The 22,213-nt window shown below is 35.6% G+C and carries 21 protein-coding genes; 15 read left to right on the top strand and 6 right to left on the bottom strand.

Annotated features, from left to right (window positions below):
- Positions 1-118 precede the first annotated feature (118 nt).
- Both ACIP9C_RS14105 and ACIP9C_RS14100 read left to right on the top strand, forming a co-directional pair.
- Complete coding sequence (locus tag ACIP9C_RS14105) at positions 119-538, top strand: NUDIX hydrolase (protein ID WP_401011548.1); 420 nt, start codon at positions 119-121, stop codon at positions 536-538.
- Positions 539-582: 44 nt separating this feature from the next.
- Positions 583-1,434, top strand: a complete 852-nt coding sequence (locus tag ACIP9C_RS14100; RefSeq protein WP_401011546.1) for a leucine-rich repeat domain-containing protein — start codon at positions 583-585, stop codon at positions 1,432-1,434.
- Positions 1,435-1,522: 88 nt separating this feature from the next.
- Here the strand turns inward: ACIP9C_RS14100 and ACIP9C_RS14095 are convergent, their stop codons facing one another.
- Entirely contained in the window at positions 1,523-2,482 is a 960-nt protein-coding gene (locus ACIP9C_RS14095; RefSeq protein ID WP_401011544.1) for a TRM11 family SAM-dependent methyltransferase, read from the bottom strand.
- A gap of 351 nt (positions 2,483-2,833) precedes the next feature.
- Positions 2,834-3,163 carry a chaperone CsaA gene (gene csaA / locus ACIP9C_RS14090; RefSeq protein WP_172771390.1) on the bottom strand — a complete coding sequence of 110 codons (330 nt, stop codon included), beginning with the start codon at positions 3,161-3,163 and terminating at the stop codon, positions 2,834-2,836.
- Positions 3,164-3,486: 323 nt separating this feature from the next.
- Here csaA and ACIP9C_RS14085 point away from each other — a divergent pair, with 323 nt between their 5' ends.
- Both ACIP9C_RS14085 and ACIP9C_RS14080 read left to right on the top strand, forming a co-directional pair.
- Positions 3,487-3,909 (top strand): MarR family winged helix-turn-helix transcriptional regulator, encoded by a 423-nt coding sequence (locus ACIP9C_RS14085; RefSeq protein WP_401011542.1) that lies wholly within the window; start codon positions 3,487-3,489, stop codon positions 3,907-3,909.
- Positions 3,910-3,982: 73 nt separating this feature from the next.
- Positions 3,983-5,332, top strand: coding sequence for an MATE family efflux transporter (locus ACIP9C_RS14080; protein WP_401011540.1), 1,350 nt, complete (start codon positions 3,983-3,985; stop codon positions 5,330-5,332).
- Between the two features lie 46 nt (positions 5,333-5,378).
- Here ACIP9C_RS14080 and ACIP9C_RS14075 read toward each other — a convergent pair whose 3' ends face one another.
- Positions 5,379-6,416: a serine hydrolase domain-containing protein gene (locus ACIP9C_RS14075; protein ID WP_401011538.1), complete on the bottom strand. Its 1,038-nt coding sequence runs from the start codon at positions 6,414-6,416 to the stop codon at positions 5,379-5,381.
- Positions 6,417-6,562: 146 nt separating this feature from the next.
- On the bottom strand, positions 6,563-7,381 hold the full coding sequence (gene ku / locus ACIP9C_RS14070; RefSeq protein ID WP_401011536.1) for a non-homologous end joining protein Ku: 819 nt from the start codon (positions 7,379-7,381) through the stop codon (positions 6,563-6,565).
- A gap of 102 nt (positions 7,382-7,483) precedes the next feature.
- Here ku and ACIP9C_RS14065 point away from each other — a divergent pair, with 102 nt between their 5' ends.
- Positions 7,484-9,310, top strand: coding sequence for a DNA ligase D (locus ACIP9C_RS14065; protein WP_401011727.1), 1,827 nt, complete (start codon positions 7,484-7,486; stop codon positions 9,308-9,310).
- A gap of 72 nt (positions 9,311-9,382) precedes the next feature.
- Here ACIP9C_RS14065 and ACIP9C_RS14060 read toward each other — a convergent pair whose 3' ends face one another.
- The gene (locus ACIP9C_RS14060; RefSeq protein ID WP_401011534.1) at positions 9,383-10,336 is read right to left on the bottom strand and encodes an MBL fold metallo-hydrolase; all 954 of its coding nucleotides are present in this window, start codon (positions 10,334-10,336) and stop codon (positions 9,383-9,385) included.
- Between the two features lie 141 nt (positions 10,337-10,477).
- On the opposite strand from ACIP9C_RS14060, the gene ACIP9C_RS14055 reads away from it, so the two are divergent.
- The 5 genes from ACIP9C_RS14055 to ACIP9C_RS14035 all read left to right on the top strand — a co-directional run bounded on the left by ACIP9C_RS14055 (position 10,478) and on the right by ACIP9C_RS14035 (position 18,153).
- A complete protein-coding gene (locus ACIP9C_RS14055) occupies positions 10,478-11,962 on the top strand; it encodes a methyl-accepting chemotaxis protein (protein ID WP_401011532.1) in 1,485 nt (494 codons plus the stop codon).
- A gap of 341 nt (positions 11,963-12,303) precedes the next feature.
- On the top strand, positions 12,304-15,009 hold the full coding sequence (gene acnA, locus ACIP9C_RS14050) for an aconitate hydratase AcnA (protein ID WP_401011531.1): 2,706 nt from the start codon (positions 12,304-12,306) through the stop codon (positions 15,007-15,009).
- Between the two features lie 176 nt (positions 15,010-15,185).
- Positions 15,186-15,659: a MarR family winged helix-turn-helix transcriptional regulator gene (locus ACIP9C_RS14045; RefSeq protein WP_401011529.1), complete on the top strand. Its 474-nt coding sequence runs from the start codon at positions 15,186-15,188 to the stop codon at positions 15,657-15,659.
- Positions 15,660-16,180: 521 nt separating this feature from the next.
- Positions 16,181-16,555, top strand: coding sequence for a DoxX family protein (locus ACIP9C_RS14040; RefSeq protein WP_401011527.1), 375 nt, complete (start codon positions 16,181-16,183; stop codon positions 16,553-16,555).
- 353 nt (positions 16,556-16,908) lie between these two features.
- Positions 16,909-18,153, top strand: coding sequence for an MFS transporter (locus ACIP9C_RS14035; RefSeq protein ID WP_401011525.1), 1,245 nt, complete (start codon positions 16,909-16,911; stop codon positions 18,151-18,153).
- Positions 18,154-18,203: 50 nt separating this feature from the next.
- On the opposite strand, the gene ACIP9C_RS14030 is transcribed toward ACIP9C_RS14035, so the two are convergent.
- Positions 18,204-18,788 (bottom strand): DJ-1/PfpI family protein, encoded by a 585-nt coding sequence (locus ACIP9C_RS14030; RefSeq protein WP_401011523.1) that lies wholly within the window; start codon positions 18,786-18,788, stop codon positions 18,204-18,206.
- A 141-nt stretch (positions 18,789-18,929) separates the two neighbouring features.
- Between ACIP9C_RS14030 and ACIP9C_RS14025 the strand changes: the two genes are divergently transcribed.
- The 5 genes from ACIP9C_RS14025 (at position 18,930) to ACIP9C_RS14005 (ending at position 22,178) form a co-directional block, all read left to right on the top strand.
- Positions 18,930-19,370, top strand: coding sequence for an Lrp/AsnC family transcriptional regulator (locus ACIP9C_RS14025; protein WP_401011522.1), 441 nt, complete (start codon positions 18,930-18,932; stop codon positions 19,368-19,370).
- Between the two features lie 68 nt (positions 19,371-19,438).
- Positions 19,439-19,954, top strand: a complete 516-nt coding sequence (locus tag ACIP9C_RS14020; protein ID WP_401011521.1) for a sigma-70 family RNA polymerase sigma factor — start codon at positions 19,439-19,441, stop codon at positions 19,952-19,954.
- On the top strand, positions 19,947-20,894 hold the full coding sequence (locus tag ACIP9C_RS14015; protein WP_401011519.1) for a DUF3221 domain-containing protein: 948 nt from the start codon (positions 19,947-19,949) through the stop codon (positions 20,892-20,894). The genes ACIP9C_RS14020 and ACIP9C_RS14015 overlap by 8 nt, the downstream gene beginning before the upstream one ends.
- Before the next feature lie 101 nt (positions 20,895-20,995).
- Complete coding sequence (locus tag ACIP9C_RS14010) at positions 20,996-21,400, top strand: hypothetical protein (protein WP_401011517.1); 405 nt, start codon at positions 20,996-20,998, stop codon at positions 21,398-21,400.
- Between the two features lie 34 nt (positions 21,401-21,434).
- Positions 21,435-22,178: a DUF2785 domain-containing protein gene (locus ACIP9C_RS14005; RefSeq protein WP_401011515.1), complete on the top strand. Its 744-nt coding sequence runs from the start codon at positions 21,435-21,437 to the stop codon at positions 22,176-22,178.
- The last annotated feature ends 35 nt before the right edge of the window (positions 22,179-22,213 follow it).

The following is a 22,213-nucleotide window of genomic DNA, read 5'->3' as shown; positions in this document are numbered from 1 at the left end:
AATAGAAGAAGACCACTTCCTTAAATGGATTAAACCAAATAAAAAAGGGAAATTATTCCATTAACAACAAAGCTAGACGATAAGGGAAGCATTATGACGCAATTAAAGGTGGAGATTTATGTTGCCGATTAAAAAAGCTTATGGTTATATAACCCGTGTTAAAGAAGGTATAATTCAGGTGTTAGTTTTTCGTCATTCGATTACAGAAGCAGGGATACAGATTCCGAAAGGTACAGTAAAACCTAAAGAAAGCACCTATCATGCAGTGATAAGGGAAATGAAAGAAGAAACGGGATTGAAAGATTTCAATGTCGAAAAGCTACTTGCAGAAGATTTTTGGGAAAATGATGATGGCGTTTTACATAATAGATTTTTTTACAAAATAAATGTAAGCGATACGCTAGATGAGTGGGATTACGAACCAACAGGCGGAGGGGATGAGGCAGGGCTAATATTCCATTATTTTTGGATGTCATCAAAAGATGAGATTAAACTAATTCGGGGTCACGGAGATTATTTACATTTAATCTTTAATTAATTTATACTAAACGAACAAAATGCATTTTACGAGGAGTAAGACAAATGAATTTAAACTTCCCCCATATGAATTTAGACGCTTTCCCAAATACAGACGCACCTATAAATGAAGTAACAAACGTAAACTTATTTGATAATGCGTTAACTGCTATTCCTTTTGAAATATACAAAATGAAAAATTTAAAAATATTAAATATATCCGTTAATAAAATCAGTCATATGCCTGCTGCGATAGGTAATTTAACAGAACTAACAATGCTGGATGCAGGGCATAATGATATTGATGTTATCCCATCTGAAATTGGCCAACTACATAATATGGAGGATTATTTATATCTTCATAATAATAAATTACAATCCATTCCACCTGAAATTGGCAAGCTAGTCAAAGTAAAATATTTAAATCTTAGTGATAATCAATTATTACAGTTACCAAATGAGCTTGGACAATTAAACAAACTAATAGAACTTCGTGTCATGAATAATCAATTGAAAGAGTTGCCGACAACTATTGGATGTTTAAGTAATTTAAAAGAATTGCATTTAAAAAGTAATCAAATTACAATGCTTCCAGACAATTTAGGTGAGTTAGCATTATTACGGGTTTTAGACATGGAAGAAAATCAATTAAAGGCTATTCCTCAATCGATAAATAAATGTTTAAAATTAAGACGAGTAAATTTAAGACATAATCAATTGACAACCTTGCCTGAAGAGCTTGGACGATTAAAAAATTTATTGGAAATTGATTTAAGAAGTAATCTTCTAACAGAGCTACCAAAATCGTTGTTGGAAATAGAAGGATTAGAACGTCTGGATCTTAGATGGAACCACAATTTACAAGTGCCAACTTGGTTAGGCGAATTACAAGAAAGAGGATGTACCGTGTATTTATAGTTAGAGGGCATGTACAAGATTGCCAATTGGCTGATGCAAGCGATTTTGGAAATCATTATGCAATCAGCCTTTGTGCAATAGTACGATTTTAGTTTTGTTCACATAATAAAATCTGACGTAAAAATGACTGCTTTTTCGCAATGCTTCTGTCTACTATAACCAATCCAGCATCTGCTACTAAGTCATCAATTGTTTCAATAGTAACGATAACTACTTTATCAGCAATTCGACGAGCATGTTTTATAATATCAAATTGATCTTCGCGTGTTGAATGCGTAAATAAGTTATATGGTAAATCAATTATCGCTACATCATAGTGTTCCGTTACTTCTGAGATGGGACCTAATGTTATTGTTCCCTGTAATCCAAAATAGGCAATGTTTTCGCGTGAACCATTACATACAAGGGGATTCATATCTCTTCCTTCTATACCAATTCCCATAGAAAGGGCCTCGATTATTACCGTCCCTATACCACAACATGGATCAATCGCACGAATGTTTTGAGGCTGAGGAACTGCAATGTTCGCAACAGCTCGAGCGACTCTTGTGCTCAGCGCGGTTGAATAGCTATGTGGCTTGTGTAAATGCTTACGCCAAATGGATTCACTTTTGCTATGTATGCCAAAGTACCATCTATCATCTATAAATAAAAGACCAAAGACAACCTCAGGGAAATCAAGGTCTGGTTCTCCCTCTATACATAATCCTATTTCACGTTCCATCAATCGACGCTCTGATTGAGGGATTTTTTTTGTTTCACCTATATCAAAATTATTTAAACAAATCACTTTATAGGTTTTTGCATTTACTATTAGATTGGTCACTAATTCTTTGATGTTATCTATGCTGTTATCTTCATACAGCACTTCAAGTCGATCTTGTATAAAAGGACTACGGCTAGGGTTGACCTCAATATTGCTTATAAGAAAATTTGATTGGGAATCAACACTAAAAAATGAACGCATCTCCATTCTACATAGATCGTACTCGTCTACGTGATGTACATATGTGTATATATATTTACTCTCACTTTGTATGTTACGCAATTAATTCATCCTTTTCTAATTACTATTGCTCTAAATCCTTAATGTGCACTAAATTTTAAGTCTAACATAGTTTCAGTAATAATTGAATTCTTAGGAAGAAAGTAGGTTATGCTGTCTAAATTTTGACCGATTTTTTCCACCATAATAATAGTTGCAAAACGTGAGACAAAAATAGAAAAAAGAGTCACTTCCATATAGAAAGTGACCCCAAAACAGGAGAGTTTTTGTAAGGCTATCTAAGCTTTACATTACTATTAATATGCAGATGAAGCTATAAAGAAATAGCCATTTGCCTGTGAGATAGATTAAAAAAATCCTTTGTAATCGTTAGAGTAAAACTAGATAAGTTACTTAACTAATTTTAGTGCCATTTGGTACTGCTTGATCAGGTGTTAATAAAATAACATCTCCCTCTACAGGCACACCGCCGATAACTAGAACCTCTGATTTAAAGCCTGCTACTCGACGGGGCGGAAAATTGACAATTGCTACTACTTGTTTACCAACGATTTCATTTGGTGTATATCGTTTTGTAATTTGTGCGGAGGATTGCTTAATTCCTATTTCACCAAAATCAATGTTCATTTTTATCGCTGGAACACGTGCTTTCGGTAGTTCTTCTGCTTGAAGAACTGTACCAATTCGAATATCAAGAGCAATAAAGTCTTCAATGGTCGCCATAATTGTACTCCTTTTATATGTGTTTTTGTAAATGTTATCATAAAATGGTTTAATATCCAAAGGAAGATATTTGCGTGAAGTTGTTTTGATTGTACTTAAAAACGCCGATAAAACCTACAAAAACGCCGATAACTTCGTGTGAATCGCTGGAAGAACGCTAGAAATCGCTGATAAACTATGTGGAATCGCCGATAAATTTCGGAAAATGATCCTCGAAAAAATAGTTAGATTTCTAACTAAAATGATTGACTTCTGTATATCGATAATTTATTATTAGTTAGAAATCTAACTAAATAGAAAATCTAATTGAAAAAGGTGATACGATGAAAGAAGTCAATTATCAATTTCAAATTCGTATGATTGGTCATCAAATGAAGCAGCGTGGAGACAAAAAGCTCGAATCGTACGACATTACGATTGAACAGGGGCATGCTCTAGATTATTTAGTTTCACATATGGAAGAGGGCATTACGCAAAAACATATGGAGAACGTCTTTCAACGTAGAGGCTCATCTATCTCAAGTATTGTAACGAATCTTGAGAAAAAAGGATTAGTTGAACGGAAGACGGATTTAACGGACGAACGTCGTAAAATTATTCGACCGCTTCCTAAGGGCATAGCAATCGTTAAGGATTTTCAATTGTTTTTTAAAGAGCTAGATGACGAGATGACAAAAGGCTTCTCAAAAGAGGAAAAAGAACAGCTTGTATTATTGTTAAACCGCATAATTAAAAACTTAGATTAAGAAGGCTGATTGATTCAGTTCTTCTGCTTATTTAGTTAGATATCTAACGATTTATCAAAAAGGAGAATTTTATATGGAGAACACATATTATTTTGAGAAAGCGCCCATTGCAAAGGCTGTGGCTCACTTCTCATTACCAATGATGCTCGGAATGTCTGTCAGTGTCATTTATACAATATTAAATGCCTATTTTATCGGTTTACTACACGACTCAGTTATGATGACTGCCATCACACTGACATTACCTATCCTTGCAGTGTTAATGGCACTTGGGAATTTAATTGGAGTAGGGGGCGGTACATTTATTTCACGTCTGCTCGGAGAAAAAAAGCTTGAACAAATAAAAGAAGTATCATCTTTTTCATTTTACGCCTCTATTGCTTTAGGAATTATCGCCATGCTAGTTGGGATTGTAGCTACTAATAGTATTACAACAGGGCTAGGAGCCAGTGCAGCTGCTTTTGACTACACGAAGCAATATATTTTAGTAATGCTAATTGGTTCACCATTTATTATATTAAACTTTTCACTTGAGCAAATTGTCCGTGCTGAAGGTTCTGCGATCGTATCAATGGTCGGTATGTTTATAAGTGTTGCCATTAATTTAATTTTAGATCCCATTTTTATTTTCGCTTGTCACTGGGGTGTTCCAGGTGTTGCATTAGCGACACTTATTGGTAACATCGGAGCGGTAATTTATTATAGCTGGCATATAATCCGTAAAAGTGAGTATTTAACTTTTTCAATGAAATACTTTAAAATTGAAAAAGCAGTCGTATTTGAAGTGTTAAAAATTGGTATTCCGATTGCACTAATGAGTGCTTTAATGGGATTAACAGCATTGGTGTTTAACAATTTTGCGGCTAGTTATGGAGATGCAGCGGTTGCTTCTTATGGTATTTCACAACGTATTTTGCAATTTCCAGAGCTTATTATTATGGGACTATGTGAAGGTGTTGTACCATTGATTGCCTATAATTTTACATCAAACAAAAAACGTATGAAATCAACGATAAAATTTACGAGTATGACCGTAGCTATTCTCGCAGCAATATTTGCGATGGTTGTATTTTTAACGGGTAATCACTTAGTTGGTATATTTACGACAGACTCACAGTTAATTGAACTAGGAAGTTATGTTATAAAAGTAATTTTCCTTTCATTATTTGTCACTGGTTTTACATTCCTTATCATCGGAATTTTCCAAGCGACTGGGCAAGGAAAAGCAGCGATGATTATGTCCCTTACACAGGGGCTAATCATGATACCAATCCTATTTATTATGAGTAGTATTGCAGGGTTCCATGGGATTATTTGGTCAATTTTTATAGGGGATTTCCTTACTTTCTTAATTGGAATAACTGTTTTATATGTTCTGCGCAATAAATTAACAGTTAATATAGAAGATCTGCAATTTGACTAAAATAAAGATTGCGCATGAAAGAGCAAGTGTTGGCTAACATGCTCTTTCATGTGCAAGACATGAACGATTTATATAGCTCACCAATGATTCCTTTCATTTGATGAACACCTAAATCGGTATTCGTCATAACAATAAATCCCTTTTCTAAATAGGGATAGGCGACGAGCATGCATTGAAATCCTACCCCCCACCCAAGAGAGGAAATTTCAACTTCATGTTCTGTGCCATCAAGAAATATACCTAAACCAGTCCATGCTTTGCCGCCTTGTGGTTGAATAAACTGTTGGGCAAGCTTTGCAGAGATACCAATTTTACTAGACCCCTTTATAGCATTCATAAATTCTAGCAGTAATTTCGTTAAATCAGTGGGGGAGGTCCATAAGCCACAAGCAGCAGGATAAGGATATATTGGAAAGTTACCTGCAACTAATTCTCCATTTGGATGATGACCACTAGCGATTGTTTTTTCTTGTGATTTTATAATAGCTGTAGAGAAAGTGCTATTTTCCATGTTTAACGATTTAAAAATAAGTTCGTCCATAATAGCGTCAAATGATTGTTCCATAATGTCTTCTATTAATTGCTGAATTATACAAAAGCCCGCATCCGAATAATGAAATTCATGCCATGGCTCATATGACACTTCAATTCGGCTTTGACAGTATTGAGTTTTACCATTTAACAAGTCTACAATTGAAGGACTCGCTTGAAGAGCATGTAATGGAGGAAAGCTATTAGCAGGGTCAATAATCCCTGATTGATGACATAGCAAGTTACGTAATGTTACTTTTTTGTGCTTCGTAAATGGATTTTCGGGTACCTTCCACGCTATTAGTTTTTCATTAACATCCTCATCCAAATTTAAGTAACCTTGTTCTACTAATTTCATCACTAACATGCTAGTTAAAAATTTACTAATTGAGCATGCATTGAAAATAGAATGGTCATTTACTTGTTGTTGCGTTCCTGCTTCAAGCGTCCCGTGGTGTTCCATTTTACTGATGTGTCCATTTTCAATAAACAATAAACTTAACCCTTGCACACGATAATGTTTCATTCGTTCTTCGATATTTATGTTGGTCATTTATACACTCCCTCCTTTCATTTAGTGTATCACAAACAGCAAACGTATGTTTCCTTATGTATATTTTCACCAACGGCATGAGTGCATAATAAAGGCATCGAGAGTAATTTTCTCGATGCCTATCTTTTTGTAAGGCAGAGCGACCATTACGCATTTTTCTTCGTTTTGGTTGCTCTTTTTCTTGTTGCTGGTTTTTTGGTTTTATCTAAAGAAGCTTGGAGTGCTGACATTAAATCGGTGACATTGTCAGGTAGAGGACGTTTATCGCTTGCAGAAACTGAATTTGTCGCTTTCTTTTCCTCTATGAGTTCCATCAAGGCATTACGATATTCATCCGTATATTTTTCAGGGTCAAATACAGTTGTTAATTGGTCGACAAGCATTAGCGCAGCGTCCAATTCCTTTTGAACAATCGTTGGCTCGCTCGGAATATTTGGAACATCTTGTACACTTCGTACTTCATCAGGAAAATGGATTGTTTCCATCACTAACGCATTTTGATAGACACGAACGATTGCTAGCTGTTCCTTTGAACGAATGATAATTTTAGCCACACCGATTTTACCTGATTCCTCTAATGTTTGTCTTAATAGCGCATACGCCTTACTGCCAGTAGTATCAGGTGATAAAAAATAAGTACGCTCAAAATAAATAGGATCAATTTCGCCTAAATTTACAAAATCTATAATTTCAACTGCCTTATCTTCATTTTCTTTACGTAAGTTTTCTATTTCTTCTTCATCAAGAACGACAAATTTATTTTTTGCATATTCATATGCTTTCACTATATTTTCATCTGTAACTTCTTGGTTGCAGCCCTCACAAACTTTTTTATAGCTAATAGGTGTATGGCATTCTTTATGAAGCTGTCGTAATTTGATGTCTTTATTTTCTGTAGCTGCATGTAATTTTACAGGAATGTTGACAAGTCCAAACGATATACTGCCCTTCCAAACTGTATGCATGTTGTCACCTCGTTTTTCTTACTATGTTATATTTTGATGATTTTTATGTATGCTAAATAGAAATAGTCACTACTGGACGAAAAAAGAAAGTAGGTGTGCATCATCAAACCAATGCTATTAACAGAAGCAATTGAAACGCCAAAAGGAGAAGAGTGGTTTTACGAAGCAAAATACGATGGTTTCCGCTGTATTTTACAGTGGGCAGAAGAAGAACCTATACTAATAAGTAGAAATGGTAATGTTCTTAATCATTTATTCCCGGAGATTATTGCGTATTGTAAAACTATTTTTAATCAAATAAAAGCATACTTACCATTAACATTTGATGGTGAACTAGTTTTTTTAATGAACGACTATAAAAGTGAATTTTCAATCGTACAACAAAGAGGTAGAATGCAAAATAAAGAAGTAATTGCTGCACACGTAAAATCTTTTCCATGCCATTATATTGTATTTGATTTACTATATTTTAAAGGGGAAAGTCAAGCAAATCGATATTTAAAGACACGTAAACAGCAACTAGCGACCCTTTTTACTCATTTGAAGCTGCCGACTACTATTAATTATGAAGAGAACCGACGTTTGCAAGCAATCGATGTTTTCGAGGCGAGTCAAACTTTATGGCATTTAATAACTATCAATAATGGCGAAGGTCTTATTGCGAAGAAAAAAACGAGTAAATGGCAAGAAGATGTACGCTCCACGCAATGGATGAAGATAAAAAATTGGAGAATTGTTACGGTGATTGTCACCAAATTTGATAAAGGAAATGGTTATTTTCATGGTTGTGTAGAGCGACAGGGCGAATTAACGGAAGTTGTTGTTTTTAGACATGGTATGAAAAATGATGAGTTAAATACACTCATCGCGTTTTTCCAAGCAAATGGTCGCAAACTGAATGAGACATGGCAATTAGAACCATCCATCTGTGTAGATATAGCTTGTATAGACTTTGATGGCAAAAAGTTAAGAGAGCCACGATTTCATGCCTTTCGATTAGAGAAGGCTCCACAGGAATGTAATTGGCAACAAATGCAACGACAGCTAATGCCGATACCTGAAAGTGTACAAGTAACACATCCAAACAAGCCGATTTGGCCAGATATCGGTATTACAAAGGATAGCTATTTGTACTATTTACAACTGATATCACCTTTTATACTGCCTTTTTTACACCAACGACCTGTGACATTAATTCGTTTTCCTCACGGGGTACCTGGTGAGAGTTTTTATCAAAAAAGCAGTCCAGACAATCTACCGGAATTTGTCGCAACGGAGAAAGTTAGTGATCATCATGCAATTCTATGCAATAATCTCGAAACATTATTGTGGCTAGGAAATCAGCTTGCGTTAGAATTTCACATTCCTTTTCAAACAATAGACACTGAGAAGCCGACTGAAATCGTTTTCGATTTAGATCCGCCTTCGGTTGATGCATTCGCACTTGCGATAAGTGGTGCACGCCACTTAAAAGAAATATTTGATTATTTTAAGTTAAAGTCATTCGTTAAAACTTCCGGCGGCAAAGGATTACAAGTTTACATTCCGTTACCGTATAATGCTTTTTCGTATGAGCAAGTTCGAGTATTTACAGAGTTTGTAAGTCGTTTTTTATGTGAGCAAAAACCCGAATTATATACAATTGAGCGGTTAAAGAAAAATAGAAATGGACGATTGTATTTGGACTATATTCAACATGCGGAAGGAAAGACTATTATATCGCCATTTTCCACTCGTGGTAATCCGATGGGGTTAGTAGCTACACCGTTATATTGGGGTGAGGTAAATGAACAGCTAAGACCAGAACACTTTACAATACCTGCAGTCATTGAGCGAATCAAACAACTAGGCAACCCATTTAGAAATTTTCGAACAATAGGGGAGGAGCAGGATTTTCATTCTGTGCTCCAGCATTTAAATAATCAATGACTGTCGTAAAAAATCTGCAAAATTTCTCGAAATAGGACGGAGAAACATTGCAGATTTTTATTTTTTATTTTATTAGACGTTTTTCTTTTTTTGCAAATAATCGAGAATACCCATAGCCGATACGATTGTATCATAAGGAATCGTTTGATAGACAGGATGGCTTTCTGCTATACCATTTTCTTGTAGAAAATGATGTAATAACGTTTGTAATCCTCTATCTAACAATTTAACTTGTTCTGTAAAGATATCAGATGCTGCTAGTGCCTTTTCACCTTCAGCTAGAAATAATGGTGTCCAGTAGCGTACTTGCCGATAAGCTTCAGTAGGGTTTTGATAGGCACCGTAATGACCGAAATACAATTCATGTACATTTAGTTCCTCGTATAATTGAATAGATTTTTCCATCGTTACAGGGTCGTACTGATTAGGGGAGGTAGAAGGGATAATTAAATCAATTGCTTCATCCGCCATCTCTGGATATCTGACGCCAGTAGTATCACCTACAAACAATCCGTTGGTAGCAGAATAATGCATCGATACGTGGTGCTTTGCATGACCCTCCGTATGATAAAACGTTAGCTGTTGGCTGCCTAATGACAATATATCCCCATGTCCAGCTTCAATAATTCGTTCTGGAGCAATGGGCACTATTGGGTCGAAAAGGCGATCAAATTCATTACCATATACAGCCTTTGCACTGGCAATTAGACGAGTTGGATCAACCATATGTGATACACCACGCGGGTGTACAACCAACTTTGCGTTTGGGCAGCTTTGAAGGAACAGTCCCGCTCCACCTGCATGATCTAAATGAATATGTGTAACAATAACATAATCAATATCATCTAATGTAATTTGCAATTCATTTAAACCTTCTATTATATAAGGAACTGAAGGACTAGCAGATGTCTCGACTAAAGCAATTTTTTCATCAATCAGTAAATAGGCACTTGTACGTTCTTTCCTATTTAAATCATTTGTATCAATGCAAAAAAAGTTTGGCGCTATTTTTTGTGTTCGCTCCATTAAATAAATCTCCTCCTATTTTGAAAAAACCTTTTTTTTCTCTAAAATACCTTTTTTAGCTACAAAAATAGTAGTTATACTATATAATAATGGAAAAACAAACTGAATGTCCATTCATTTTTAAAAAAGGAGAATGATATAATGGAGAAAAATATCCGCTATGACACACGTAAAGTTCATCAAGTTAATTTAGCAATCATTTCAATTTTGGCCATTCTTATTTGTGGTCCAATGATCCTTTCGAAAGGTATTGTATTTTTATTCATTGGTCTAGCGGTAATTGCTTTAGCTATATGTAATTACTTTTTACCAATTAGTACATATGTTAAAGGTTTTATATTCGGCATGATTCCTACATGTATTGTCTTTACATTGTTTTTACTTGATAGCTTTTCATTAAACAAACATTATATTTTGCTTTGTACAATTGCTATTATTGCGTTGTATTTTAAAAAGGAGCTAATAGTCGCTTATGGGGTTATTCTAAACAGTTGCTTTGTTATTTTATATATCTTTAAATCAGAATCGTTATTGGGGCCATTTAACGATATTATTGTATTCGTTACACTTATAGCTATTACAAATGGGGTAATCATCGTTTTCTTCCTACTCGCGAAATGGGGGAATGAGCTTATTACACATGCAGCTGCCCAGCGAAATGAAGTAAGGATTTCTCTCGAACAGCTACAGGCGACCTTCAATCAAATTGAGCAAAGTAGTTATCAACTAGATGAGCATGCAACATTATTTCAACAAACTATGAATAATATTTCAGGATCAAGTAAGCAAATACTTCAAGCAACCGAAGATATTGCAGCAAGTATTCAACAAGAGGCATCAAGCTTACAATTGATTCACGGCACTATGAAGCAATCAGTACACTTTGTAAATAAAACATTTACAATATCAAAGGATACTGTATCTAAATCAAGTGATTTACAACAGGAAGTGTTAGCTGGTTGGGAGAAAATGCAAGAAGCGATGGCTCAAATGAGCGTAATGAACAATGCGATGTGTTCAACAGCTGACACAGTCCAAGCGCTACAGCATAGTTTGCAAACCGTTGATACGTTATTAAAGGGAATCCATCATATAGCGCAGCAGACTAATTTACTAGCGTTAAACGCGGCTATTGAGGCAGCTAGAGCTGGTGAGCAAGGAAAAGGTTTTGCTGTCGTGGCAGATGAGGTGCGAAAATTAGCTGAAGAAAGTGCTGCCATTACTGTTAGCATTACAAAAGTAACAAAAACGTTATTTGAAAAATCTACGGAAGCGCAACAGCAATCAAGTGAAGGAGAAAAAGCATTACAGTATGGAGAAAGTCTGTTACAGGAAGTCAGCCATTTTTTCAATGTTTTAAAGGAATCTTATGCAAAGACCAATACTGATTTAACAAGTGGTATGAATGAATTAAGTAGTGCTATCCAGCAGTTTGAAAAAATTCAACAACAAATTGAAAAACTAAATGAGATGACCGAAGAGAATGCAGCTTCTACAGGTGAGATTTTACTTTCAGTAGAGGATGAACATCAAATGCTTGAAATGATGACGACTACAACGGATCAAATCCAAAAGCTTAGTATTAGGTTGAAATCACTTGTTACAAATGAACAGTTAGCAACATAACATAATTGCAACACCAACTTTTTCTCTCAGAATTTGGTGCATTAAGGATATATTCCTTGTATTTTTATAGCAAACAAATAGTTTTACTATTGTTCAAAACTATATATGAATATTTTTTTAAGAAATGTTCACAATAAATTAGGCCGAAATATGTCATTTTCGTCACAAATTCGCTCATTCATGTAAATTAAACGAAATAAATTCAATGTCATAAGAAATACTTATTGAAAAAGATAATATTAATGTAATTTACTTATGAATATAAATACGCTATCATGGGTGGTGGAGAAAAGATGCTTTACATTAGGCCTTTTCAAAAAGATATTTAGGGGGATCCGCAAATGGCACAAGGTAATTTACACAACAGCCGTGCATCATTCGAAGTTAATGGTAAAACTTACAATTACTACGACTTAGCTGCGATTGAAAAAGCTGGCGTTGCAAAAGTTTCAAACCTTCCTTACTCAATCAAAGTATTATTAGAATCTGTTTTACGTCAATATGATGCGTATGTAATCAAAGAAGAACACGTAAACCAATTAGCAAAATGGGGTAACGGTGCTGATCCAGAAGCAGAAGTACCATTCAAACCTTCTCGCGTTGTATTACAAGACTTTACTGGTGTACCAGTAGTAGTTGACCTTGCATCTCTTCGTTCAGCAATGAAAGAAATGGGCGGCGACCCAAGCAAAATCAACCCTGCTATTCCAGTTGACCTTGTAATTGACCACTCAGTACAAGTTGACAAATACGGTAATGCATCTGCATTACAAGCAAATATGGACCTTGAATTCGAGCGTAACGCTGAGCGTTATAACTTCTTAAAATGGGCTCAAACTGCTTACAATAATTTCCGTGCTGTACCACCAGCAACTGGTATCGTTCACCAAGTAAACTTAGAGTATTTAGCTCCAGTTGTACACGTAAACGAAAATGCTGACGGTACATTCGAAACATTCCCAGATTCAGTAGTAGGTACTGACTCACATACAACAATGATCAACGGTATCGGCGTTCTTGGATGGGGTGTTGGTGGTATCGAAGCTGAAGCAGGTATGCTTGGTCAACCTTCATACTTCCCAATCCCAGAAGTTATCGGTGTTAAATTAGTTGGCGATCTTCCAAACGGAACTACAGCTACTGACTTAGCATTAAAAGTTACACAAGTTTTACGTCAACGTGGCGTAGTTGGTAAATTCGTTGAGTTCTTCGGACCTGGCGTATCTAAATTACCACTAGCTGACCGTGCAACAATTTCTAACATGGCTCCTGAATATGGTGCTACATGTGGTTACTTCGCAATTGACGAAGAATCATTAAACTACATGCGTTTAACTGGTCGTGACGAAGAGCACATCGCGGTTGTAGAAGCTTACTTAAAAGCTAACCACATGTTCTTTGATCCAGCATTAGAGCCAGTTTACACTGATGTATTAGAAGTAAACTTAGATGATATCGAACCAAACCTTTCTGGTCCTAAACGTCCACAAGACTTAATTCCACTATCTCAAATGCGTTCTCGTTACAAAGAAGCAGTAGTGGCTCCACAAGGTACTCAAGGTTTCGGTTTAACAGAAGCTGAATTCGAAAAAACTTCTGTAGCTAAATTTGCTGAAGGTGATGTAGAAATCCCAACAGGTGCTGTAGCAATTGCTGCAATCACTTCTTGTACAAATACATCTAACCCATACGTATTAATCGCTGCTGGTTTAGTTGCGAAAAAAGCTGTAGAAAAAGGTCTAACTGTACCTAAATGGGTAAAAACTTCTTTAGCACCAGGTTCTAAAGTTGTAACTGGTTACCTTGAAGATTCAGGTTTACAAACGTACCTTGACCAAATCGGTTTCAACACTGTAGGTTACGGCTGTACAACATGTATCGGTAACTCAGGTCCATTACTTCCTGAAATCGAAGACGCTATCAAAGACAACGACTTATTCGTAACGTCTGTTCTTTCTGGTAACCGTAACTTCGAAGGTCGTGTACACCCACTTGTAAAAGCTAACTATTTAGCTTCACCACCACTTGTTGTTGCTTATGCACTTGCTGGTACTGTGGATATCGACCTACAAAAAGATTCATTCGGTAAAGACAAAGATGGTAACGAAGTATTCTTCGCTGATATCTGGCCTTCAACTGAAGAAGTTAACGCAGTATTAGGTACTGTAGTTAACCGTGAATTATTCCAAAAAGAATATGAAACTGTATTCACAGCGAACGAAAAATGGAATGCAATTGAAACATCAACTGAGTCTCTATACACATTTGATGACAAATCAACTTACATTCAAAACCCACCATTCTTCCAAGGTCTTGCTAAAGAGCCAGAAGCTATCAAAGGCTTAGACGGCTTACGCATTATGGCGAAGTTCGGTGACTCAATTACAACTGACCATATTTCTCCAGCTGGTGCAATCGGTAAAGATACACCTGCAGGTAAATATTTAATCGAAAACGGTGTTGCAATCCGTGACTTCAACTCATATGGTTCTCGTCGTGGTAACCACGAAGTTATGATGCGTGGTACATTTGCCAACATCCGTATCCGTAACCAAGTAGCTCCTGGTACAGAAGGTGGATTCACTACTTACTGGCCAACAGGCGACGTAGAGTACATCTATGACGCATGTATGAAATACCAAGAGCAAGGTACTGGCTTAGTAGTACTTGCTGGTAATGACTACGGTATGGGTTCTTCTCGTGACTGGGCTGCGAAAGGTACATTCCTACTTGGCGTGAAAACTGTTATCGCACAATCTTACGAGCGTATCCACCGTTCAAACTTAGTTATGATGGGTGTTCTTCCTTTACAATACTTAAACGGTGAATCTGCTGATTCTCTAGGTTTAACTGGTAAAGAAGAAATCTCTGTAAACATTACTGACAACGTAAAACCACGTGATATCTTAACAGTTACTGCTAAATCTGAAGACGGTACAGTTAAAACTTTCCAAGCTTTAGCTCGTTTCGACTCAGAAGTAGAAGTAGACTACTACCGTCACGGTGGTATCCTACAAATGGTTCTTCGCGCGAAAGCTGCTGAATAATTATGTTATTAAAGCCGATCTCTTAGGAGGTCGGTTTTTTTGTTGTATTTGTTTTTTCAGTGGCTTTTTTTGGAACAGTTCAATGTAAATAATCGTTGTTTTAGTATTGTTGAAGTAGAAACAAAAATTCATTATACTATTGTTAAATGCACCATCGAGTAGGAGGGCGGCTGGCCATGAACAAAGAAGAACAAATTATAATGGGATTTCGGGACGTATATAACAAAATGGTTTGGCTTAATAAAGATAAGATGGAAGAAAGCCTTAAAGGGCATACACCTTCAGAGGTACATTGCATCGAGTACATTGAAAAAAATGTAGATTCCAACGTAACTAAACTTGCGGAGTTCTTTTACATGACGCGCGGTGCCATTAGTAAATTAACGAAGAAACTTATAAAAAAGGGCCTTATTGAAAGCTATCAAAAGGCGGATAATAAAAAAGAAATCTATTTTAGACTTACTGAACAAGGGAAAGTAATTTTTAATATCCATGAGGAGCTCCACAAAGAGTTTCGAGAGCGTGATAAGATCGTCTTTGAGCAGATAACGGATGCTCAATTAGATAGTATGCTTAGCTTTGTAGAAAAGTATCGGGCGCATTTGGATGCAGAAATAAAGAAACAAGATAAAGATTTGAAGAAAGAGTAAATTTGAATAACAAAAAAGCAGCCTAATTTTGAACTACACCCCAATTGTTATGTCTAACAATTGGGGTGTAGTTCATTCTAACAAGAAAAGGTTTTTTTTATAATTATTATTATTTTATTGTTGATTAGGAAACAAAAATATGTTATTATTTTGTTTCTTAGGAAATAAAAAAGTTGTTAAGTCCAGATTCAGTTCAGCACAGCTATATAGTAAAGGTAGCGCTAAGTTGGGGACCACTTATTACAATTGCCAACAGTATTAGGTAAGAATTACTTTTCTCAATGTCGTGAAGGAATTTATAACTTAACGAACCGCAATAAAGTGTGAGGTCCTATGGGAAAAGGTTTCTACCTTATAAGTGAACATTATGTAATGATAACATCAATTGGAGGAGTGAAATGATAAAGGAGTTGTCCGAAATTATTATAAACTAATGCAATGAAGATGGTCATTCTCCGATTGGATCAGCGTATCTAACAATGCAAAATAACATTAAATTGATGGAAAAAGGGAGTTTGAACATGAATATTGTATCGATTATTTTACAGACCTTATTGACGCTTATGTTTCTTATGGCGAGTTTCGGTAAGTTGAGAGGTGCTAAAACACCTATTGAAGAATTTAATAAATTGAGATTACCCCAATGGTTTCGAGTAATCACAGGTGTCATCGAATTCATTTCAGCAGTCGCTCTAATTATCGGTTATTGGGATGCTAGTTGGCTTGCAATAGGAGCGCTTCTAATTGCATGTACAGCTATCTGCGGAGTTTTAGCACAAATACGCATTAGAGATTCTTTTAAAAATATGCTAATGATTATAGTAATAGGTGTAATGGCAATTTTCTTATTTATAAACAACATGCCTGCACTTTTAAATTTTTCTAGTTTTAAATAATAGGCAATAGAAATGAAACAGTTCTGGGTCTTGATTTAAGAAGAATCAGTAAATTAAGAACAAGTAGTAGAAAATTAAATATTAAAGATAATACCTAATGCAGTCCGTCTAAAGTTAAATCGGTCTGCATTTTTGTTGTCATTTTAGGAGAATTTTTTAATCGAGATTGGAATTATTAGAACAGGTTTTCTATAAACAGTAAGAATTATATACAAATTCTATATAAATAAAGTAAATAGAGACACCCACTATCCCAGATTACCTTTTTTGATTTTTGTTGACTGAGAAACAAAAAGGTGTTATTATTTTGTTTCCTAGGAAATAAAATAATAACGTTCAAGGAGAGAATTCGCATGTCAAACTTTAAATCACATAATGAACTAAGCACAGAACAAACCATAGATAAACACGCATTAATATTCGGCCTTTTTTCGGTGTTTCTTTGCGGAATAGGCTTCAGTATCATAATACCTGTCGTTCCATTTTTAGTTCAGCCATATACGAGTAGTCAAGGACAACAAGCAGTAGTTGTGACATTGCTGACCTCTGTATATGCAGTTTGCGTATTTTTTACAGCCCCCGCACTTGGAGCTTTAAGTGACAAATATGGTCGCCGTCCATTGCTTCTATTCTGCCTTTTGGGTTCTGCTATCGGCTACTTCGTTTTTGGCATAGGTGGCGCTCTATGGGTACTTTTTGTTGGGCGTATAATAGAAGGGATTACAGGAGGAAGTATAAGTACTATCTTCGCATATTTTGCAGACATCATTCCTCCAGAGCAGAGAACAAAATACTTTGGATGGGTTAGTGCCGTTGTAGGTGTTGGCACCGTCATTGGGCCTACGCTGGGGGGATTACTTGCTAAGCTTGATTATTCTGCACCGATGTATTTTGGCGCAATTATCACTTTAATGAATGTGGTTTACGGATTCTTTTTTATGCCTGAAAGCTTGAACAGGAAAAATAGATTAAAAGAGATTACCTTTGCCAGATTAAATCCATTTATCCAGCTTGCAAATGTACTTTCTGTAAAAAACTTAAATAGACTACTTGTCTCAGCATTTTTACTTTGGATACCGAACGGATCGTTACAAGCAATTTTTTCACAATTTACAATGGATACTTTCAGTTGGAAACCTGCGTTAATAGGGCTTATGTTTTCAATTATGGGCTTCCAAGACATCATTTCACAAGGCTTCATTATGCCAAAGCTATTGAAAAAAATTAGTGATCAACAGATTGCAATGTTAGGAATGTTATCAGAGATTATAGGCTACAGTCTAATTGCAGCATCAGCTTTATTTACCTTTTATCCTCTTTTAATCGCTGGAATGTTTTTATTTGGATTTGGAGATTCGATTTTCGGACCTTCTTTCAATGGAATGCTCTCTAAGTCAGTCGATTCGAGTGAACAAGGCAGAATTCAAGGAGCTAGCCAATCAATTCAAGCTTTAGCAAGAATAATTGGACCAATCATTGGAGGTCAAATCTATGTCTTACTTGGCCATACAGCTCCTGCTTTTATGGGGATGATTCTTATTACAGTAGCAATAGTCGTATTGCATAAAAGCAAGCGTGAAAAACTATCGATGGTGTAAGCCTAATAAACAAAAGTAAGGGTTTCAGAGCGCTCTGAAACCCTTTTGTGTTATTTAAATCCCATTAAATCTTTTACTCTCAGTGTATTTTCAGATGTTGTTAACATTTCAAGTAAGCCAAAGGCAACATCGAAAGCAGTGCCTGGATTCGATGATGTAATAATGTGTTCTGTCTGTACAATTCGTTCGTTAACAATATCTACTCCATAAGAACGGAGCTGCTCTAATCGTTTACTTGTTGGATGATTGTAGGTTGTCGCTTTTTTATTTTGTAATATGCCACAATGTCCTAAAGCAAGAGAAGCTACACATATAGTAGCAATTGGTTTTTTCAAATCGTTAAAGTGGCGAATAACTTGCTGAAATTCTTCACTAAAAGCATCCTCATAAAAACCCGCTTCCTCAAAGCCTCCAGGAATGGCAAGTGCATCAAAATCCTCTAGAGCAATCTCATGCAGCCATTTTTCTGGTGTGACCTGAAAATTCCATGTGCATTGTAGGTGTTTATGTAATCCAACTGTAACGACTTCCGTAGTGCCATCGCCCTCCCATTTATTCCAGCCTAGTACATCGGTAAAGACACTTGCTTCTACAGCTTCAAAACCATTTGCTAAAAGTAATAATATTTTTTTCATGTAGTTTATGCCTCCTTTATAGCTTTAATTGTAATAAATGAAGTGATTTAATTACATACGCTATATAATGTAAATAAGAGTGTTTTCCTAATATTCAAAGGATTTATTTGAAAACTCATTAATAAAAAAAGGTGGATTCTAATGGATAAAATTGATACGGAAATTTTGCGCCAATTACAGTTAAATGCAAAAATTTCAATGAAAGAATTAGCAACGAACGTTCATTTATCATCTCCGGCTGTAATAGAACGTGTTAAAAAGCTAGAAGAGCAAGGGATTATTGAAGGTTATACAACGAAAGTAAATTTAAAAAACATGGAGCGTTCTATACAAGCAATCGTGTTGTTTAAGTCTATTGATTGTAAAAGTCTTTCAAATTTTTGTAACGCCCATCCAGATGTTCTAGCATGTTATCGAGTAGCTGGAGAAATTAGCTATATTGTCAAACTTGCCACGTACTCAGTTGAAACGTTAGAGCAGTTTATTGATGACGCGATGCCTTACGGTACACCATCAACAAATATTGTGCTGTCTTCAAATGAAAAAACAATGATCCTTCCATTTTTTGATGAAAATCAATAATAAATTCCCAAAAAACAAACCTTTGTATCTTGAGCACCGTTTATAGGGTATAGAAGGGAGGCGAGACGTTGCTAGTAAAGGAACTAGAAGAAATAATGGAGCTACATACGGAACGACTTATTCGTCTTGCTTATTATTATGTAAAAAATTTACAGGAAGCAGAGGATATTGTACAAGATGTCTTTATTAAGTTTTACGACAATCAACAAAAATATGAAGAACGCGGAGAGCTAAAGGCGTATTTATCGAGGCTTGTCATTAACAAAAGTAAAGATTATTTACGCAGTTGGAGCTATCGAAAAGTACAAGTGCAACAGAAAATTTTCGCTAAGCAAACGATTGAGAAAAGGGACATGCTCGTACAGCAAGATGAGCAAACATTAATTGAAACTGCCATATTCGCACTACCATTAAAGCAACGGGAGGTACTCAGTTACTTTTACTTTGAGGAAATGCCCATTGCGGAGATTGGCAAGCTTCTAAGTATTCCTGAAAGTACAGTGAAAACAAGGCTACGTAGGGGACGTGAATTATTAAAGCCAAAGCTACAGCATATTGAATGGGAGGTGTTGCTACATGAGTAAATACGAAGTAGAAGCTTTAAAAGACTTACAAGCTAGTAAAAATCGTGTCATGACAAATGTAGTGAGGCAAATAGAACAACGCGCAATACCCAAACAATCTAGACGGTGGCAGTATAGTATGTTTACCTTGATTCTGACAGTATGTATAGGCTTATTTGTATACGCACAAGTCAACAACGGGGACAAGTTATCTGCAAATGCTGTACCAATATTAGATGAAAAAATATATGATATGGTTCTTCAAGAAGCAATTGATGCAAATGAAAGCCAAGAATCTATTAATATGACTTTTCAAACATTATTCGAATTGGATGCTTATTATGTCTATGCAGAAAGTAAAAACATCAAATTTAGCGAAAAGGCAATTGCTAAACAGATGCAAGCGGAAAGAGAAAAATTAGTAAAGTCATATAAAGAGAGTGCAGTATTTAAAGACGGTTTAACAAGGCTCAATCTAACATTAGATGAATTTTTCGATAAATATTACAAAGCAAATGCACTTAAATGGTTTGCCCAAGCAGAACTAATGAAGGAATATTACCGAAAATACGAAAATAGTTACCAAATGCATGCTTACTTTGCAGTGAAAAAAGAAGCGATGGATTATTTCACTGCTAAATATGGCCAACAAATTGCTTATTTAGAAAACAAATACAATGTGTCTAAACCAAACACGTCTATACAATACAAATATGGTACAGTCGTTGCCATTGAGGAGGATCGATTTTTAGTTGTTACAGGTGCACAAAAGGATGAAATTGGTCGTTTATCAAATGAAGAAATGATTAACATGCACACAAATGGCGTGTGGTTTCCTCTTCTTGCCGTACAACAAAAAATTACAATCGGTCAAAACGTAAATGTCACATATAGTTGGCATGTACGATTAAATCAATACGATTTTGTTGCGAATTTGGATGAAATCGAAATTTCAGAGTAGCAACGCTCTTAAACAGCTTACATGTATAAGCTGTTTTTTCTTTTGGATTAAGGTACACTTATTGTAAGTTACTGTATAAAAATGAAAAAGGAGCTTTATCTTTGATTGATTATTTCGAACGGACATTAAGGTTAACAGATTTAGAAGTCTGGACAATACGTATTCAACGAGTACATTACAGCTTGGTTATTGTGGATGAAAGAAGAGAGGCCACAGTTGAAGAATTAGAGATAGCTGATTTTATCATGGATGAAGACGAGCAACGAACAAATTATGTATCCGTTAGCATTTATTCAGAAAGCGATGTACAAGACGAGCATATCGAACCATTAGCAGATTTGGCAAAGCAATTAACAGAGCATTTAGCACTTGCACACTGTGATGTAATAACAAAATTTTATACCGAGGAACCAGCAATCGCTGTTGATCGTTTGCTCGTTGAGAAGTATGGCTATAAATTAGCGGACATCTCATTGGAAAAATTATGGCATTTAAATCAAGAATAAATGATGTTGAAAACAAAAGGAGAAATTATTACATATGATATTACATGAAAAAGTATTAAGTGAAGCTGATTTAAAACGTGAACTTCAAGCATTCCTAAATAACAGTAATGCCTGGCAACAAGCAGATCAACAAATACTTATTCAGTCAATGCTTGCACATATTGGTTCGGTAGATAGCGAACTGCGAGACGGTTTAATCTACGATTCCTTCTATACAATGATTTTAGAAAGAAATTTATTAGATCATGCCATATTAAGCGACACGTTGGACTACTGTTTAACTGTTTTATTAAGTGAAGGCATTGGAGAAGATAATTCAGATTTAGTTTTTACTAGAACGTTTACTTTGTTACTAATCGCACTAATATTAGCAAAAGATAATGAAGCTGATTTTATAGAAGTGCACAAAATCGAGGAACTTACAAATAAGTTCAGCACTTATTTATTGGCTGAAAAAGATGTAAGAGGCTATATACCTGTAAAAGGGTGGGCTCATAGTGTGGCACATGCGTCAGACGCAGTAGATGAATTAGTGAAAAGCCCGAAATTCAAGAAATCTTCTTTTATGGATATTTTACGTCCTTTATGGAACATGATGTTGCAAACAAATTATGCATTCATTCATGATGAGGATGAAAGGCTATTAGTACCTATTTTTACAATGCTAAAACAAGGTTTGCAGCAGCAAGAAGTTATCGCATTATTAAATGAAACGATGGCAACGTTAGCTGCTCAAAAGGAACAGCTTGATGTAGCACTATCGAATAGTACGATTTAACTGGAAAACATTATTAAAAAGTTTTTATATTCAAA

This window comes from Lysinibacillus sp. NPDC093210, from assembly GCF_044753985.1.
Classification (GTDB): domain Bacteria; phylum Bacillota; class Bacilli; order Bacillales_A; family Planococcaceae; genus Lysinibacillus.
The sequence above is the reverse complement of the archived record's forward strand: the minus strand, read 5'-3'. Positions and strand labels throughout refer to the sequence as shown.